Source organism: Labrys miyagiensis, assembly GCF_030160835.1.
Classification (GTDB): Bacteria; Pseudomonadota; Alphaproteobacteria; order Rhizobiales; family Labraceae; genus Labrys; species Labrys miyagiensis.
Genome location: NZ_BSPC01000034.1, coordinates 33265 through 47922 on the forward strand (window position 1 = coordinate 33265; position 14658 = coordinate 47922).

The following is a 14658-nucleotide window of genomic DNA, read 5'->3' on the forward strand; positions in this document are numbered from 1 at the left end:
GGGTTGGCGATGAGTCAAATCTCTTCAGGTTTCGAAACGCCATTCATCATGATCAATTCAGCAGGCCCGTCGACTCCAATATAGGCATGCGGCTGATCCGCATCGAATAAGATACTATCACCCTCGACTAGCGTGATAGGGTCGTAGTACATGCTGTGCAGCTCCAGCTTGCCCGAGAGAACATACAAAAATTCCTGACCCGGGTGCTGTCTCCATCCGCCATTTTCCTCGAACGACTTCGCAGTGACGCTGACTTTCCAAAATAAATTCTGTTTTTCCTTGAATTCGGCGCAAAGTATCTCAAGTCGCATGCCTGGATTCTCATGAATCGTCCCCGCATTACGGCGCGTTATGGATCGCCTCGCCATTGGCTGGGGAGCCGGCTCAGTCAAAAATATTGCCGCGGGCACATGCAGGATACCAGCAAGTTTCAACGCGGTCTCGACTGTGAGCTTGGCTTTGCCAGACTCAATCTTGGACAATTGTGACGCGGATATACCGGATAATTCCGACAAATCGCGAAGACTAATGTTCTGCAAATTCCGATAGTGACGTATTTGTTGAGAAGCGGATGACATTGCTCTGTTTGATACCCAAAACCTCGCGCCAGGCAGGATGATGGCGCAAATCCCTTTTCACCGGTCAGCAAAACCTCATCTTTGACTCAGCGATGCCTCTCGTCCGGAACACGAAATTCCATTCTGACATCATGTTTCCAAATAAGATACGGCGGAAGGCGGGCGCTATCAACCTGTTCCGCCCCCAGATGTTCCGCCCTCAACCAAAAGACAGAACGTAACCCGCTCCACGTGTCGAGGCTGACTGCAGTCATCACCTGGGTGCGGTGGGCGCCCGCAGCCAGTGTATCCGAAATCGGAATTTGTTTCCAAAAACGAAAATTATTTCCATAATGGATTGTATGACGAGGCGGGATATGCAATTGTGTTGATCGTGATTGCAGGCGGAAACAAGAAGGTTTGCTCCGTCTTCAGCAGTTGCGTCCGTGCCCGTGTTTTCCAACGGGCAAGCAAGGGTTCCGAGTTCCGCTAGCGTACCCGGAAGCCTGGCAAATCTAATTTGGCGAAGTTCTGCACTGTGAGTGCGTCAGATGACGCTTTCATACGCGCTGGCGGCTGTCTTGTCGCAAAACACATATCAAACTTGGGGAGCGCAAAGTGTCGTACGCGCTAAAAATAGATCGCGAGAGAAATACGAAGCGTATCGGCATATTACAGACCGATCATGCTCCCGGCGAATTGATCGCTAAGCATGGTGATTACAATGAGTTCTTTATACGCTCTCTGGCAGACGAGCGGCTGCATTTTGATACTTACGCCGTAGTAGATGGTGTATTTCCCGGGAGTGTCACTGACGCTGATGGCTGGCTCATTACAGGTGCGGAGTATTCCGTGCATGATCGGCACGACTGGATCGGCAAATTAGAGCGGCTCATTCGCGAAATATTTGATGCTCGCATCCCCATGATCGGAATTTGTTTCGGTCACGAGATTATCGCCCAAGCGTTAGGCGGACGTGTTGGGAAATCTGGGCGCGGTTGGACCGTCGGTCCAGTTCAATACGAACGCAGTGATCTCAAGCAAATCCAGACAATTATTGCGTGGCATCAAGATCAGGTAACTGTGAAACCTGCGCTCGCAGAGCGTGTTGGTTCGTCGGCAGATTGTGAAAACGCGGTCTTACGCTACGGATCAAACGTACTGACCTACCAGGGGCATCCCGAGATCACCCCCGACTATATCAGGGATCTTCTGCAACTGCAGGGTCAGCATCTTTCCGAAGCCGCAAGACGAAACGTTCTTCGCGCTGCGGACGCATGTCTGAGCGCCTCGGATGTAGTTCTCGAGATAAAGGAGATGTTTCTTGGGAAGAGATAGATAAATCCATCAACAAGCGACAGATAGCAAAAGACGAAACATCAAGTACCTACAGAGGGAGATGAAATTATGAAACTGAAAATCAAGACAATTCTTTCACGAGGTTGCGTCGCTCTAGCCATGACCCTTCTAGCGTCGGCAGCGACATCACCGGCTATGGCAGATTCAATAGGCAATTGCGAACTGACAGGTGTGAAAGGGTCCATCCCCTTCACGCCGGCGCAGGCGGGGCAGCTGACGGTCGAGACAAATCTCCCGTCTCCAGGTTGGTGGAACGGCGACACGCCGGATACGATTCAAGACGGCTATGAATACTGCATGGCAGCCAATATCGCCCATCGCGCTGGGTTGGATAACTTGAAGGTTGTCAATGTTGCCTTTGACGCGCTGGTCGCTGGCCAGACCAAGGACTTCGATCTCGCTCTCAGTACGATTTCCATCACTGATGCGCGCAAGAAGGTTGTTGATTTCTCGGTACCTTATTTCAGCTCCGATATCGGCATTCTCGTCAAGAAAGGTACCGTGATCGACGCAGCCTCGATTGCGAAGATGCGGATCGGCGTGAAGCAGGCGACCACCGGCGCGAATTTCGTAGCCGGAAAGCTGCACCCGCTCGAGGTCAAGGTATTCCCAGACCAAGCCAGCATGTTTGCGGCCTTGATGGCCGGTCAGGTGGACGCGGCGGTACACGACACCTCCATCGTGCTTGGGCAGGCGGCTCAGTCCGATGGCGCATTCGAGGTAGCGGGCCAGTATTCCACGGCCGAATCCTACGGCGCGATTTACCCCAAGGGCTCGCCGAACGGCGCGACGATCGACACGATCATCGATGCGATGGACAAGGACGGCACGCTTAAGAAGCTCGCCAGCAAGTATCTGGCTCAGGCCTGGGGCGCGGATCCGACCACGATCCCCTATTTCAAGCCCTGACCGTAAAGGCTAGCTCGATGTCCTCAACCAATGATAGCCGAGGAGCCGGCGCGACGCTCGGCCTCCTCGGTGGCAGCCGGCCCTGGAGTGCCGGCACGCCACCGAAAGACGTCACCGGATGGGCAATCACGGCCCTCGGAGTCACCGTGTTTGTTCTGGCGTGCAGCTGGATGACTCTTAAAGGAATATACAGCGCGGCGGAAACCCTGAAGGTCGATGGACCGCTCGCCGCGGGCATCCTCATCATCCTGAGCGTCGCCGTGCTGGCGCTGGCATGGCCAGCGATTCAAAGCTGGCGCCGCTCCCAGATCGCGAAGGCAGCCCTTGCCGCCAACAACCTGGTGAATGCCCGCGTGGCGACCGCCGCATCCCGCGAATTCGCCTACACGACGCTCGGCTACGCGGCGGTGGTCGTCGCCCTGTTGTTGATTGCGCAGTTCTTCATCGCCAACAATCTTGCCGTCAGCCGTACCTTCTTTCAGTTGCCCCTGATCTTCAGCACGTTCGGACTGATGCTCAAGGCCTTCTGGATCAACATCTATATCTTCGTTATCGCGGAGATCCTGGTGCTGGTGTGGGGCCTGTTCGTTGCCATCGCGCGCCTTGTCCCCGGGGATGCGGGCAAGCCTGTCCGAGTGATGGCAACCGTCTACACCGACGCGTTCCGAGGAATGCCTGCGATCATCAACATCTATCTGATCGGCTTCGGAATTCCGCTCACTGGCTTGCCGATCCTGAAGGACCTTGCGCCGGAATCCTACGCGATCCTTGCCCTGACGCTGACCTATGGCGCCTATGTCTCGGAAGTCTATCGCTCCGGTATCGAGAGCATACATTGGAGCCAGGTGGCGGCCTCGCGCTCACTCGGTCTGACTTATTTCCAGACCCTTCGCTATGTGATCGTGCCCCAGGCGGCGCGCCGCATCATACCACCGCTCCTGAACGACTTCATTGCCTTGCAGAAGGACACGGCGCTGGTCAACGTCATTGGCTCGATCGATTCCTTTAACCAGGCCAAGATCGTCGCCAGCAATCATTTCAACCTCTCGCCGGTGACGACCGTTGCCATCCTTTTCATTGCGATCACCATTCCGCAGGCCCGTTTCGTCGACAAAATGATCGAACACGATCAGCGGCGCATGCGCGGCGGTAGCTGAGGTTTCAGACCATGTCGATGATCGAAATTCGCGATATCCATAAAAGTTACGGCAGTGTCGGGGTGATCAACGGCCTAAGCCTCAATGTCGAAGAACACCAGGTCGTCTGCCTGATTGGCCCTTCGGGATGTGGCAAGTCGACCCTGCTGCGCACCATGAACGGCCTGGAAGCGATTCAAGGCGGTGAGATCCGTATCCACGGCGATCGCATGACCGGCCCCGGCGTCGACCTGAACGCACTACGCCGCGACGTCGGCATCGTGTTCCAGAGCTATAATCTCTTTCCGCATATGACGGTGTTGGAGAATATTACCCTGGCGCCGACCAAGGTGCTGAAGCAGGGCAGGGACGAAGCCGAGACCACGGCAATGACGCTGCTCAAGCGCATTGGCCTTGACCACAAGGCGAAGGAATATCCCGACCGCCTTTCTGGCGGCCAGCAGCAGCGCGTCGCCATAGTACGCGCCCTGGCCATGGGCCCATTGGTTATGCTGCTGGACGAAATTACCGCGGCCCTCGACCCTGAACTGGTCTCCGAGGTACTCAATATCGTACGTGACCTCGCCGCAGAGGGCATGACCATGCTGCTTGCTACGCACGAGATGGGCTTCGCCCGCGAAGTCGCCAGCAAGGTCTGCTTTCTCTACCAGGGAAAGGTCCACGAAGAGGGGCCGCCATCGCAAATCTTCGGCGACCCCAACGAAGAGCGCACGCGCGCTTTTCTGCAGCGCATCATCGAGGCCGGCCGGCTCTGACGCGGCGACCAAACACAGCTCGTGCCGCGTCACGCGAGACAGGAGTCTCGATGTAGCAAGGCACGAGTTGCACAGCGTGCTCAAGCGCCCGAAAGTTCGCGCGTGGTAGAAACCATTCGCCACGCAGCCTAAAACTGTTGCTGGTCCCCATCCCCTTTACGGTTCCGGCAATACTGGCGGTCTCGGTCCTCCTCCGAGACCGCCCTTGTGCTATCTCAGGAACGTATTGCGCTCGTAATCTTGAAGATCCGCATCCCTGGAATAAGGCAGTGGGCTCGTTTGCGTCCGTGCAGTCAGATCACTGACACTACTTCCGGACAAGCGGAATCTGGAGATTGGAGGGGCGGTTTGCCTCGGTATCGAAACCACGTCCATCGATGTTTCTCGCGCCCCAGAACAGCATGTCATGTGACAGGTACACGAGGTCGTATTCCATGAAGGTTTTTCCGGCAGTCAGACCGAAGGGCGCAAAGGTCTTGCCGAATACGCTCTGCGGCGCTCGATCGAGTATCATCTACGGGGTAGGGCCTCGATCGGGCGGTGGTGATTTGGCGCGCACCGTGAAACCCGATTATATCGCGTTCGTCAATCTTCGCCCGGTTGACGGGCGCTGCTCCCATGCGGCACATGTATAAGGATCGGCGGAGTTACGTTGCGTCCTGGGACCAAGGGTAGGTTGCCGTAATCTTTCGGGGGAAACGAATGGTCCAACGTCTCGTCTTTATTCTCGTGCTGCTCTGCATCGGGATGGGCTCCGCGAGTGCCCAGGTCGTCCTCTTCGACCAGCCCAATTTTGCGGGGTCGAAGCTCACGGTCCGCGGCGCCGATCCAAACCTTGCCGACAGCGATTTCGGTTCACGGTCGATGTCGATGCAGGTTCTCGGTGGCGTTTGGCAGATCTGCTCCCAGCCCGGCTTTCGCGGCGATTGCCTGAACGTTCCGCCCGGCCAGTACGAGCGATTCGACAAGCGCTTCGCGCATCGCCTGAATTCCCTCCGCCCTCTTGCCGCCGCGCCGGCTGCAGCACCTCTGCCGAACACGCCGCCACCTCCGACGACAGTGATCATCCAGGCTCCCCCACCGCCGCCGCAAATCACCTCCTGCAGCGTCGAGGGGACACAGAAATGCTCCGGTTGCTCGATCTCATGCACGGGACCCAAACAGGCCGTCTGCCAGCAGCCCGACGACGGCATTCTTGACGCGTGCCTTGAGAATGCGCGGTGCGAATGCAAGTAGCGGCGGCCTTTGCCCAGGGCAATCGCTTTAGGTTAACGACACGCGAGAGATGATGGGGCATAGCGCAGGCTCATTCGTCATTGCTTCGCCGCGCTCGCAATGACGGCAAGGAAAGCGCCAAATCAACCTGAAGCGATCACCCTCGCCTTCGCTGTCAGGCGACGGCCGCTCGCTTGTCGTGGCGGGCAAGGCGGGCAAGCAGATATTCGATCTCGGCCTTGGCGGCCACCGACAGGCCGCCGGCCGGGGCGCGCTGGGCATCGGAAGCGATGAGACCGCGGCGCGCCATCACATGTTTGCGCACGGCAAGGCCCACGCCCTGCTGCTGCTCGTAGCGCAGCAGCGGCAGATGGGCGTCGAAGAGGTCATGCGCCTCGTCGCGTTCGCCGGCCTCGGCATGGCGCACCACATCCACCAGCATGTCCGGGAAGGCATAGCCCGTCATGGCGCCGTCGGCGCCCCGCTCGGTTTCGAAGTCGAGGAACAGGCCGCCATTGCCGCACAGGATGGAGACGTGGCGGAGGCTCCCCTCCGCCTCCCATTTGCGCAGGGTGGAGATCTTTTCGAGGCCCGGCCAGTCCTCATGCTTGACCATCACGCAGGAAGGATTGTCAGCGATGATGCGGCGCAGGACGCCTGGCGTCATCACCACGGTGAAATTGAGCGGATAGTCCTGGATCACGAAGGGGATGTCGGCGCCGATAGCCTCCGCCGCCTGCCGGTAATAAGTGACGATCTGGTCATCGGTGCGCAGTGTATTGGGCGGGGCGATCATCACGCCGGCCGCGCCGGCGTCCATCGCGGCATGGGCGAGTGAGCGCATGGCCGCAAAACCCGGCGCGGACACACCGACGATGACCGGCAGGGACGGTGCTCGCTTGATGAAGCGTGTCGCCACCTCCAGGGCCTCGAGCCCGTCGAGCTTGGGCGCTTCACCCATCACGCCGAGCACGGTCATGCCGGTGCTGCCACAGCCGACATAGAAGTCCGTCAGCCTGTCGATGGAATTGAAGTCGATCCGCCCATCCGGCTCGAAGGGCGTCGGCGCGATCGGGTAGACGCCCTTGGCGGAAGCTTCCAGCAGCATGTGCATTCTCCGGATGAACCCATCTTCTATGGCATAGGGCCATCGGCGGAGTAAGCCATCTTAGGTTCGGCAGGCCTATGCGGTGCTCTCGCCTCATCTCGGCTGCGGCGTGCGGGGGAACGACGAGGCCTTCCACCGGCAGACGATCGAGAATGTTCCCGCCCTTCTCGATGATAGGGGACCCCGACGGCGCCCGAAATCCCTTTCGCAACTCCCGAGGTCCCACGGTTGGGATTTGAAGGCGAATGTCGTCAAATGTGCTGCGGCGCGCGGCAAGATCAGCGCAGGCCCGCAACCCGCCTTGCGCTGTGCCGCGACTTTAACTAGGTTGGTTGCGAAACAGAACAAAATAAAGACGGTGCGATTGCAGGGAGGATAGGGATTGGCGGCGGGAGAGCCGATCACGCCATTGCAGGCTCGAACACATCAAAATCAGCAGGAACAGCTTTGCTTCCGCGCGGGTGCGGAAACGAGCTGATACCTCTGCAGAGCAGCGCGGCCTTTGACACGCCTGCCCTCCCGATCTGCCTCCATCCCGTTGCCCGAGACTCTCGTTTCCAGCCAGCCAGAAGGTTCAAAGTATGAGCCAGCTCCGCGCCGACGACGCCCCGTCCCGTCCCAGCTTCGTGCGGCGGCTGCTCCGCTCGCGCGAGACGGGCATCGTGACGGCGCTCGCCATCATGGTCGTCGTGCTGTCGATCCTCGAGCCCGATTTCGCCAGTTCCGACAACCTGCTCAACGATGCGCGCAACTTCTCCTTCGTCGGCATCGTCGTGCTCGGCCAGGCCATGGTGATGATCACCGGCGGCATCGATCTGTCGGTCGGCAGCGTCTGGGGCCTCAGCGCGGTGTCCTCGGCGGCGCTGATGGCGGCGGGCTTCGGCGTGGTGCCCGCCTGCCTGCTGGCCTTGCTGGCGGCGGCGGTCGTCGGCCTCTTCAACGGGCTCTGCGTCACCAAATTGCGCATGCCGCCCTTCGTGCCCACGCTCGCTACCATGAGCATCGCCCGCGCCCTCGCCCTGGTGATCACCCGCGGCAAGTCGATCGACGGCTTCCGGCCCGATGGCGACTGGTTCTATGCGATCGGCGGCGGGGACTTCCTGGGGCTGCCGACGCCCTTCATCATCTTCCTGGTGCTGTCTGTTATCGTCAGCCTCGTGCTCAATCGTTCCGTCTATGGCCGCCAGCTCTATGCGGTCGGCGGCAATGAGAAGGCGGCCCGGCTGACCGGCCTCGACGTCGACAACCTCAAGATCAGCGTCTACGTCATCTCTTCGCTCCTGGCCGGCCTCGCCGGCATCGTGGAAGTGAGCTACCTCTCCTCGGGCATCTCCAACCAGGGCGTGGGCAAGGAACTCAGCGTCATCGCCGCCGCGGTGATCGGCGGCACCAACCTGAATGGCGGCGAAGGCACCGTGCTCGGCGTCTTCGTCGGCGCGGTGATCCTGGAAGTCCTGCGCAACGGCCTCGTGCTGCTCGGAACCGATGCCTATTGGCAGGGGGTTTTCGTCGGCTCCGTGATTGTCTTCGCCGTCTTCATCGACCAGCTCAGAAAGGGTGTTTGGCGGAGGCGATGAATGGTCGCGCCTCGAAAAGGGCGCTCCCTATAACCAACTGGAGGAAACATGAAAAAGACGTTGCTTGCGACTATCGCCTTGGCCGTGCTGGCTGTTGCCGGCCAGGCCCACGCCGCCGACAAGAAGGTCTTCGCCCTGGTGCCCAAGGCGCTCGGCGTGCCCTTCTATGCCGATGCCGAGAAGGGCTGCAAGGAAGAGGCGGCCAAGATCGGCGCCGAATGCCTGTTCACCGGCCCGGCCCAGCTCGACGACGCCGAGCAGGCCCGCATCGTGCGCGACCTGATCACCAAGAAAGTGGCCGGCATCTCCATCGCGCCCAACAATGCCGATTCGATCGGCAGTGTCATCAGCGCCGCGCTTGCCAAGAACATTCCGGTGATCACCTTCGACTCCGATGCGCCCAAGTCCAAGCGTATCACCTTCATCGGCACCAACAACGAGGGTGGTGGCGTTTCGGCCGGCGAGGCCTTCGCCAAGGCCCTGCCGAAGGGCGGCACCTACGCCGTGATCACCGGCGGCCTCTCGGCGCAGAACCTCAACGACCGCATCAAGGGCTTCAAGTCCAAGCTGTCGGGCGACTTCAAGGAGGTGGCGGGCTCGCCCTTCTCCTGCAACGACGACTCCAGCGCCGCCGTGCAGCTCATCCAGGACATCCTGGCCAAGAATCCCGATCTCGACGGCATCTTCTTCTCGGGCGGCTGGCCGATGTTCGCGCCTGAAGCCTATACGAGGGCGCTGAAGAACAAGGTCGCTGACCTCAAGTCCGGCAAGTTCGTCATCGTGTCCTTCGATACGCTGCCGGCCCAGATCAAGCTCCTGAAGGAAGGCTATGCCACGACGCTGGTCGGCCAGCGCCCGCTCGCCATGGGCACGGGCTCGATCGACCTCCTGGAGAAGCTCTCCAAGGGCGAAAAGGTGGATCCTGTGGTCGATACCGGTGTCGACATCGTCGATTCCAGCAACGTCGCCAAGTTCGCGACCGGCGAATGAGTGACAATTGGGGGCGGCCCACCATGCGGGCCGCCTCTCCCCGGCGCTGAGCAAGAAGACGAATGCCGCCAACGCATCGGAGCCTGCCATGACCGTGCTTCTCAGCGTCGAGGACATCTCCAAGAGCTATCCCGGCGTGCAGGCCCTCAGGAACGTGTCGTTCCAGGTCGAGGCGGGCACCATCCACGCCATCATGGGCGAGAATGGCGCGGGCAAGTCGACCCTCATGCAGATCATCGCGGGCGCGCAGGCCCCGACCTCCGGCCGGCTGGTCTTCGACGGCAAGACGCTGGAGCTGACCGGCACCAAGGATGCCGCGCGCCAGGGCATTTCCATCGTGTTCCAGGAGCTGATGCTCGCTCCGAACATGACGATCGCCGAGAACATCTTCCTCGGCGTCGAGCCGCGCATGGCCGGTGTCTTTGTCGACCGGCGCGCCTTGCTCGCCAGCGCGCGCCAGGCGATGGCGCGGCTTGGCATCAAGCTCGACCCGGACACGCGGCTCGGCGATCTCACCATCGCGCAGCAGCAGCTGATCGAGATCTGCAAGTCGCTCGTGCACGAGCCGCGCCTGCTCATCCTGGACGAGCCGACTTCGAGCCTCTCGGAAGCCGACTCGCTCGTGCTTTTCAAGGTGGTGCACGACCTCAAGGCCCGCGGCGTCACCATCCTCTATATCTCGCATCGCATGCGCGAGGTGTTCGACAATTGCGACGTGGTCACTGTGCTGCGCGACGGCCTGCATGTGCGCACCACGCGCCTCGCCGACACCAGCCCCGAGGAGGTGGTGCGCCTGATGGTGGGGCGCGACCTCGCCGAGGTGCAGCGTGTCAGGCCTGACGAGGCCGAGCGGCCGGTCGTCCTCTCCGTACAGGGACTCTGCGATGGCGAGCGCTATGACGGCATCTCCTTCGATCTGAGGCGGGGCGAGATCGTCGGCCTCGCCGGGCTGGTCGGCGCCGGCCGTTCGGAAGTGGCGCTGGGCATTTTCGGGGCACCGCCGCCCGCCGCCGGCACCGTCACGCTCGACGGCCGGCCCGTGACGATCTCGCGGCCGCGCGACGCCATGCGGCTCGGCATCTCGCTGGTACCGGAGGACCGCAAGAACCAGGGCCTGGTGCTCGGCATGGGCGTCGGCGACAACCTCTCCCTCGCCGCGCTCGGGCTCGGCCGCCTTTCGCGCTCGGGCTTCATCCGCACAGGCGATGAAACCAGCATGATCGGCACCTATGTCGATCGCTTCAGCATCAAGACGCCGACGATCGAACAGCTCGTCGGCCTGCTCAGCGGCGGCAACCAGCAGAAGGTGGTGCTGGCCAAATGGCTGGCCTCCAAGCCGCGCGTGCTGATCGTCGACGAGCCCACCCGCGGCGTCGATGTCGGCACCAAGGCCGAGATCTACGCCTTGATGCGCGAGCTTGCGCGCGACGGCCTGGCGATCCTGGTGATCTCCAGCGATCTGCCCGAGGTGCTGACCATCTCGGATCGCATCCTCGTCATGCGCGCCGGCAAGCTGGCGGGCGAGATCGGCTTCGACGAGGCCTCGGAAGAGCGCATCATGGCGCTGGCCGCGCTGGAACATCCCGACCCCGCCCACCCCGAGACGAAGCCGACAGGGTACATCTCGGCGGCAAAGGACGTCTGACATTGTTTGCCCGTTGGGCGGCCGCCAGGCGCACCGGTGACGATCTTCCTATGAATGGCAGGGGCCAGGCTTATCCTTTTCCTTGTCCAAATGCGGGGTTTGCCTGACGTAGTCCTTGTAGACCCCCTCGGCCCAGTCGGCCGCCCGCTCGGTACCGTCGCGCAGCCAGTCATCGCCCCGGCCTTTCAGGTCTTCGTCGATCAGCGCCGCCTTGCGCTTGTCGGTGCAATGGATGGCGGCGAGATCGGCGCCCATCGCCGCCAGGATGCGTTCGTCCATCAGGGAATTGCCTTCGGCGCTGAGATCGATCTTGCGGGAATCGGCGGCGACGCGGCGCACGATATAGGCGTGTTTGTGGACATCGAGATGCGGGTCCGGCGCCCGGTAATGTCCTGTTGCCAGGCGCATGAAATTGTCAGGATTGCCTTGCTTGTGATGCGCCCAGTCCCATGACGACGTTACGAAGGCCTTCGCCTCCCGCACGATGCGGCCGCCCTGGTAATGGGCGACGAGCACGAAACGCGGCCGGCCGAGACTACCACCGCCCTTGGCCCAGCTGGCATGGAACTCTACCTTGGCCCCGTTCGGCAGGACTGAGTCCAGCGCCGCAAGTGCCTCCTCGGGTGGGCCACAGGGGTGGAGATTGTCGATGTCGCGCCAGAACAGCCGGCGATCGCCGTCGGTGCAGGCAACCAGCGGGCGCATCCAGGTGGAGTGCTCGTCGAGCAGGGTGGGGCCCGGATGCTTGAGCCCCCGGCGATATCCGACCAGGATGGCCTCGCAGGCCCGGCCCATCGACAGCATCCGGTCCGGGAAGAGCTTCACGCTCGTTGCCAGCCGCACGAGATCGAAGGTGTAGGGCATCACCGCCGCCTCGTCGAAGTCGTTGACGCCCCAGATCAGCCTGCCCTCGGCATCGCGCCAGGTCCCGAAATTCTCGACGTGGATGTCTCCCACGGCCAGAACCGCCGGGGCATGCCTCACATCCTTGCAGGTCTCCTCGATATGCTTGGACCAATAGAAATAGGTCGCGCGCAGGAAGCTCATGGCATCATGGCGCATGCGGCGATGCTTGCGGGCGAGATCGGCCTCCACCACGGAGCATTGGGTGCGCAGCCATTTTTCGAAATTCTGATTCTGCTTGAGGAAGGACATCCCGATCACGCCTTTCTGCGTTCGCCGAGAGAAGAACAACCGAATGTCTGGAATCGATGGGCGGCGAGCCAAGCTCGGCCGCAGATGAGCACCTGAAAGAACGTTTCCCAAGACCGTCGCGGTGTGGCGCGAAGCCAACCGCTCGTATTTTGCCAGAGTGTTCAATGGTAGCGGTGACGCCAACGTGACGCAGGGCAGGGCATGCGCCGCTGTAACGGCACCTGAGTCCGGCGAACGATGTGAGTAGAAGCGCTAACATTGCTGCGGCGGCGTGGTCCTTCTAGGTTCAAGGACGACAGCTCTCTGGTTTTGTTTGCCCGATATCTTTGTCGGGCCGCCGGCATCGACTAAGAGGGTTGTCGATGACCGGATTGTCCGGTGCGGATGCAAGGCGGGGCAGCGTTCATCGCTCCTTCTGCCGGAGACGAAGTGACCCGCTTATGACCCAGACCCCGCCAGCGGCATCCATCCGCGCCGCCCTCGACAGACTCAAGGCCAGCCAGACCTTCAGCGGGTCGGACCGGCTCTATGCCTTTCTCGCCTTCATTGTCGAGGAGACGCTGGCCGGCCGCGGCGCTTCACTGAAGGAGGCGGTGATCGGCAACGAGGTCTACAGCCGCGGGCCGGCCTATGATCCACGCATCGATTCCGCCGTGCGGGTGGAGGCGAGGCGCCTGCGCCGCAAGCTGGAAGACTATTACCGGGTTGAAGGCGCGGGCGACGAGGTCCATATCGACATGCCGACGGGCCGTTACATGCCGGCCTTCCGCGGGCAGAGCCCAGCGCCGCCGCAAGCCGACGCCGCAAATGGGAGCGACGAGCTCTTCGCCGAAGGCCGCGGCGCAGCGATCGCCGTGCTGCCCTTTCGGGCGCTGTCTCAAGATCCCGTCGATGAGAGCTTTGCGGACGGTTTGACGGACGAACTCATCTATGCGCTCAGCCGGGCCGAGGGCATGCATGTCGCCTCGCGCGGAGCGACCTCGCACGCCGCCGGGCAGAAATCTCTCGCCGATATCGCCGCCGAGCTTGGCATCGACGCCTTGATCCAGGGCACGGTCCGCCGTGTCGGTGCGCGGCTGCGCGTGACGATCGAGGTCTCCAATGCCAAGGGTTTCGTGATCTGGTCCGACCGTTTCGATACGCCCGACGATGACCTCGCCGAGCTGGAGGAGAAGATCGCGGCCACCATGCTGAACCGGCTGAGGCTCGACAGTTCCCGCATGCGCGCCAACGAGATCCGCCCCGGCCCGCAGGCACTGGCGGCCTTTGCCGGCATCATGCGCGGGCGCATGTTCCTCGACCAGCAGACGCCGGACAGCCTGCACAGGGCTGTCGCGATGTTCGAGCAGGTGGCGAAGACCGCGCCGGACTATGCGCGCGGGTTTTCCGGCATCGCCGATTGCAACTGCGACATGTATCGCCTCGGACTGATCGGGCGGGACGAGGCCGGCCGGCGGGCCCGCGAGGCGGCCGCCCAGGCCATGGCACTCGACCCGTCCTCGGTCGAGGCGCATGCGTCGCTCGCCACGGTCGCGGCCTGGCTCGATTTCGACAAGGTACAGGCGGAGGCCGCCTTCACCACCTCGATTCGACTCGGCGAGAATGCCAGGGCGCGGCGCATCTTCGGCGCTTTCCTGACCATCCTCGAACGCCATGGCGAGGCCGAGCGCATGTTCCGTGAGGCGCGCAGCATCGAGCCGATCTCTTCCCAGCAGGACATCACCGAGGCGGTCTGCCACTTCCAGTCCCGCCGCTTCGCCGTCCTGCTCGACCGATTCGGCGCGAACCCGCAGGGCCTGCCCCTCGAAGCAGCCTTCCATCTTGCTCTGGCCGACATTTTCGGTGGCATGGGCCGGCTTGCGGCCGAGGTCATCAGCGCCTGGAACGAGGCGACGGCCGCCGCCTTTCCGACGCTTGCCCTGGCGCTGGCGGAATTGGAGGCGCTGCAGGGCCGGCCGCAGCGCGCCGAGCGCCTGCTGGCGGGCCGACCGGCCGCCTCCCGCTTCGCCATCGCCACGCTGGCGGCCGCCGTGGGAGACGATGGCCGCAGCCTTGCCGAACTCGAAGCCTCGATTGCAGCACGGGAACTGGCGCGGGCCTGGATCCGCACGGACGCGCGGCTAGACCGTCTGCGCAACACCGCGGGCTTCGATCGTCTCGCCGCGCTTCATCTTGAAAGCATGGGAGCTAACAGTTAGCACTATGCCACTCACTCCCGCTGCCCTGCCGGG

At 61.9% G+C, this 14658-nt stretch carries 13 protein-coding genes; 9 read left to right on the forward strand and 4 right to left on the reverse strand.

The genetic code is table 11. From position 1 onward, the window contains the following. Window positions 1-14: 14 nt before the first annotated feature. A complete protein-coding gene (locus tag QQL24_RS18795; protein ID WP_284313829.1) occupies window positions 15-578 on the reverse strand; it encodes a helix-turn-helix domain-containing protein in 564 nt (187 codons plus the stop codon). A gap of 597 nt (window positions 579-1175) precedes the next feature. Between QQL24_RS18795 and QQL24_RS18800 the strand changes: the two genes are divergently transcribed. The 4 genes from QQL24_RS18800 to QQL24_RS18815 all read left to right on the forward strand — a co-directional run bounded on the left by QQL24_RS18800 (window position 1176) and on the right by QQL24_RS18815 (window position 4737). Beyond that, complete coding sequence (locus QQL24_RS18800; protein WP_284313830.1) at window positions 1176-1895, forward strand: type 1 glutamine amidotransferase; 720 nt, start codon at window positions 1176-1178, stop codon at window positions 1893-1895. Between the two features lie 69 nt (window positions 1896-1964). Further along, window positions 1965-2825: an ABC transporter substrate-binding protein gene (locus QQL24_RS18805; protein ID WP_284313831.1), complete on the forward strand. Its 861-nt coding sequence runs from the start codon at window positions 1965-1967 to the stop codon at window positions 2823-2825. A 17-nt stretch (window positions 2826-2842) separates the two neighbouring features. Beyond that, on the forward strand, window positions 2843-3982 hold the full coding sequence (locus tag QQL24_RS18810) for an amino acid ABC transporter permease (RefSeq protein WP_284313832.1): 1140 nt from the start codon (window positions 2843-2845) through the stop codon (window positions 3980-3982). Window positions 3983-3993: 11 nt separating this feature from the next. Continuing rightward, complete coding sequence (locus QQL24_RS18815; RefSeq protein ID WP_284313833.1) at window positions 3994-4737, forward strand: amino acid ABC transporter ATP-binding protein; 744 nt, start codon at window positions 3994-3996, stop codon at window positions 4735-4737. A 307-nt stretch (window positions 4738-5044) separates the two neighbouring features. On the opposite strand, the gene QQL24_RS18820 is transcribed toward QQL24_RS18815, so the two are convergent. Further along, window positions 5045-5251: a hypothetical protein gene (locus tag QQL24_RS18820; protein ID WP_284313834.1), complete on the reverse strand. Its 207-nt coding sequence runs from the start codon at window positions 5249-5251 to the stop codon at window positions 5045-5047. 188 nt (window positions 5252-5439) lie between these two features. Here QQL24_RS18820 and QQL24_RS18825 point away from each other — a divergent pair, with 188 nt between their 5' ends. Then, window positions 5440-5973 carry a beta/gamma crystallin-related protein gene (locus QQL24_RS18825; RefSeq protein ID WP_284313835.1) on the forward strand — a complete coding sequence of 178 codons (534 nt, stop codon included), beginning with the start codon at window positions 5440-5442 and terminating at the stop codon, window positions 5971-5973. 154 nt (window positions 5974-6127) lie between these two features. Here the strand turns inward: QQL24_RS18825 and QQL24_RS18830 are convergent, their stop codons facing one another. Beyond that, on the reverse strand, window positions 6128-7060 hold the full coding sequence (locus tag QQL24_RS18830; protein WP_284313836.1) for a dihydrodipicolinate synthase family protein: 933 nt from the start codon (window positions 7058-7060) through the stop codon (window positions 6128-6130). Window positions 7061-7641: 581 nt separating this feature from the next. On the opposite strand from QQL24_RS18830, the gene QQL24_RS18835 reads away from it, so the two are divergent. The 3 genes from QQL24_RS18835 (at window position 7642) to QQL24_RS18845 (ending at window position 11272) form a co-directional block, all read left to right on the forward strand. Next, window positions 7642-8637, forward strand: a complete 996-nt coding sequence (locus tag QQL24_RS18835) for an ABC transporter permease (RefSeq protein ID WP_284313837.1) — start codon at window positions 7642-7644, stop codon at window positions 8635-8637. Window positions 8638-8685: 48 nt separating this feature from the next. Continuing rightward, window positions 8686-9627 carry a sugar-binding protein gene (locus QQL24_RS18840; RefSeq protein WP_284313838.1) on the forward strand — a complete coding sequence of 314 codons (942 nt, stop codon included), beginning with the start codon at window positions 8686-8688 and terminating at the stop codon, window positions 9625-9627. Between the two features lie 88 nt (window positions 9628-9715). Beyond that, the gene (locus QQL24_RS18845; protein WP_284313839.1) at window positions 9716-11272 is read left to right on the forward strand and encodes a sugar ABC transporter ATP-binding protein; all 1557 of its coding nucleotides are present in this window, start codon (window positions 9716-9718) and stop codon (window positions 11270-11272) included. 48 nt (window positions 11273-11320) lie between these two features. Here QQL24_RS18845 and QQL24_RS18850 read toward each other — a convergent pair whose 3' ends face one another. Then, on the reverse strand, window positions 11321-12427 hold the full coding sequence (locus QQL24_RS18850; protein ID WP_284313840.1) for a DUF2252 family protein: 1107 nt from the start codon (window positions 12425-12427) through the stop codon (window positions 11321-11323). A gap of 440 nt (window positions 12428-12867) precedes the next feature. Here QQL24_RS18850 and QQL24_RS18855 point away from each other — a divergent pair, with 440 nt between their 5' ends. After that, entirely contained in the window at window positions 12868-14625 is a 1758-nt protein-coding gene (locus tag QQL24_RS18855; RefSeq protein ID WP_284313841.1) for a hypothetical protein, read from the forward strand. The last annotated feature ends 33 nt before the right edge of the window (window positions 14626-14658 follow it).

What these genes read in the sequence shown, in the direction of transcription:
- QQL24_RS18795 (WP_284313829.1), bottom strand. Translation starts at nt 578, where the DNA reads ATGTCATCCGCTTCTCAACAAATACGTCACTATCGGAATTTGCAGAAC.
- QQL24_RS18805 (WP_284313831.1), top strand. Translation starts at nt 1,965, where the DNA reads ATGAAACTGAAAATCAAGACAATTCTTTCACGAGGTTGCGTCGCTCTA.
- QQL24_RS18810 (WP_284313832.1), top strand. Translation starts at nt 2,843, where the DNA reads ATGTCCTCAACCAATGATAGCCGAGGAGCCGGCGCGACGCTCGGCCTC.
- QQL24_RS18815 (WP_284313833.1), top strand. Translation starts at nt 3,994, where the DNA reads ATGTCGATGATCGAAATTCGCGATATCCATAAAAGTTACGGCAGTGTC.
- QQL24_RS18820 (WP_284313834.1), bottom strand. Translation starts at nt 5,251, where the DNA reads ATGATACTCGATCGAGCGCCGCAGAGCGTATTCGGCAAGACCTTTGCG.
- QQL24_RS18825 (WP_284313835.1), top strand. Translation starts at nt 5,440, where the DNA reads ATGGTCCAACGTCTCGTCTTTATTCTCGTGCTGCTCTGCATCGGGATG.
- QQL24_RS18830 (WP_284313836.1), bottom strand. Translation starts at nt 7,060, where the DNA reads ATGCTGCTGGAAGCTTCCGCCAAGGGCGTCTACCCGATCGCGCCGACG.
- QQL24_RS18835 (WP_284313837.1), top strand. Translation starts at nt 7,642, where the DNA reads ATGAGCCAGCTCCGCGCCGACGACGCCCCGTCCCGTCCCAGCTTCGTG.
- QQL24_RS18840 (WP_284313838.1), top strand. Translation starts at nt 8,686, where the DNA reads ATGAAAAAGACGTTGCTTGCGACTATCGCCTTGGCCGTGCTGGCTGTT.
- QQL24_RS18845 (WP_284313839.1), top strand. Translation starts at nt 9,716, where the DNA reads ATGACCGTGCTTCTCAGCGTCGAGGACATCTCCAAGAGCTATCCCGGC.
- QQL24_RS18850 (WP_284313840.1), bottom strand. Translation starts at nt 12,427, where the DNA reads ATGTCCTTCCTCAAGCAGAATCAGAATTTCGAAAAATGGCTGCGCACC.
- QQL24_RS18855 (WP_284313841.1), top strand. Translation starts at nt 12,868, where the DNA reads ATGACCCAGACCCCGCCAGCGGCATCCATCCGCGCCGCCCTCGACAGA.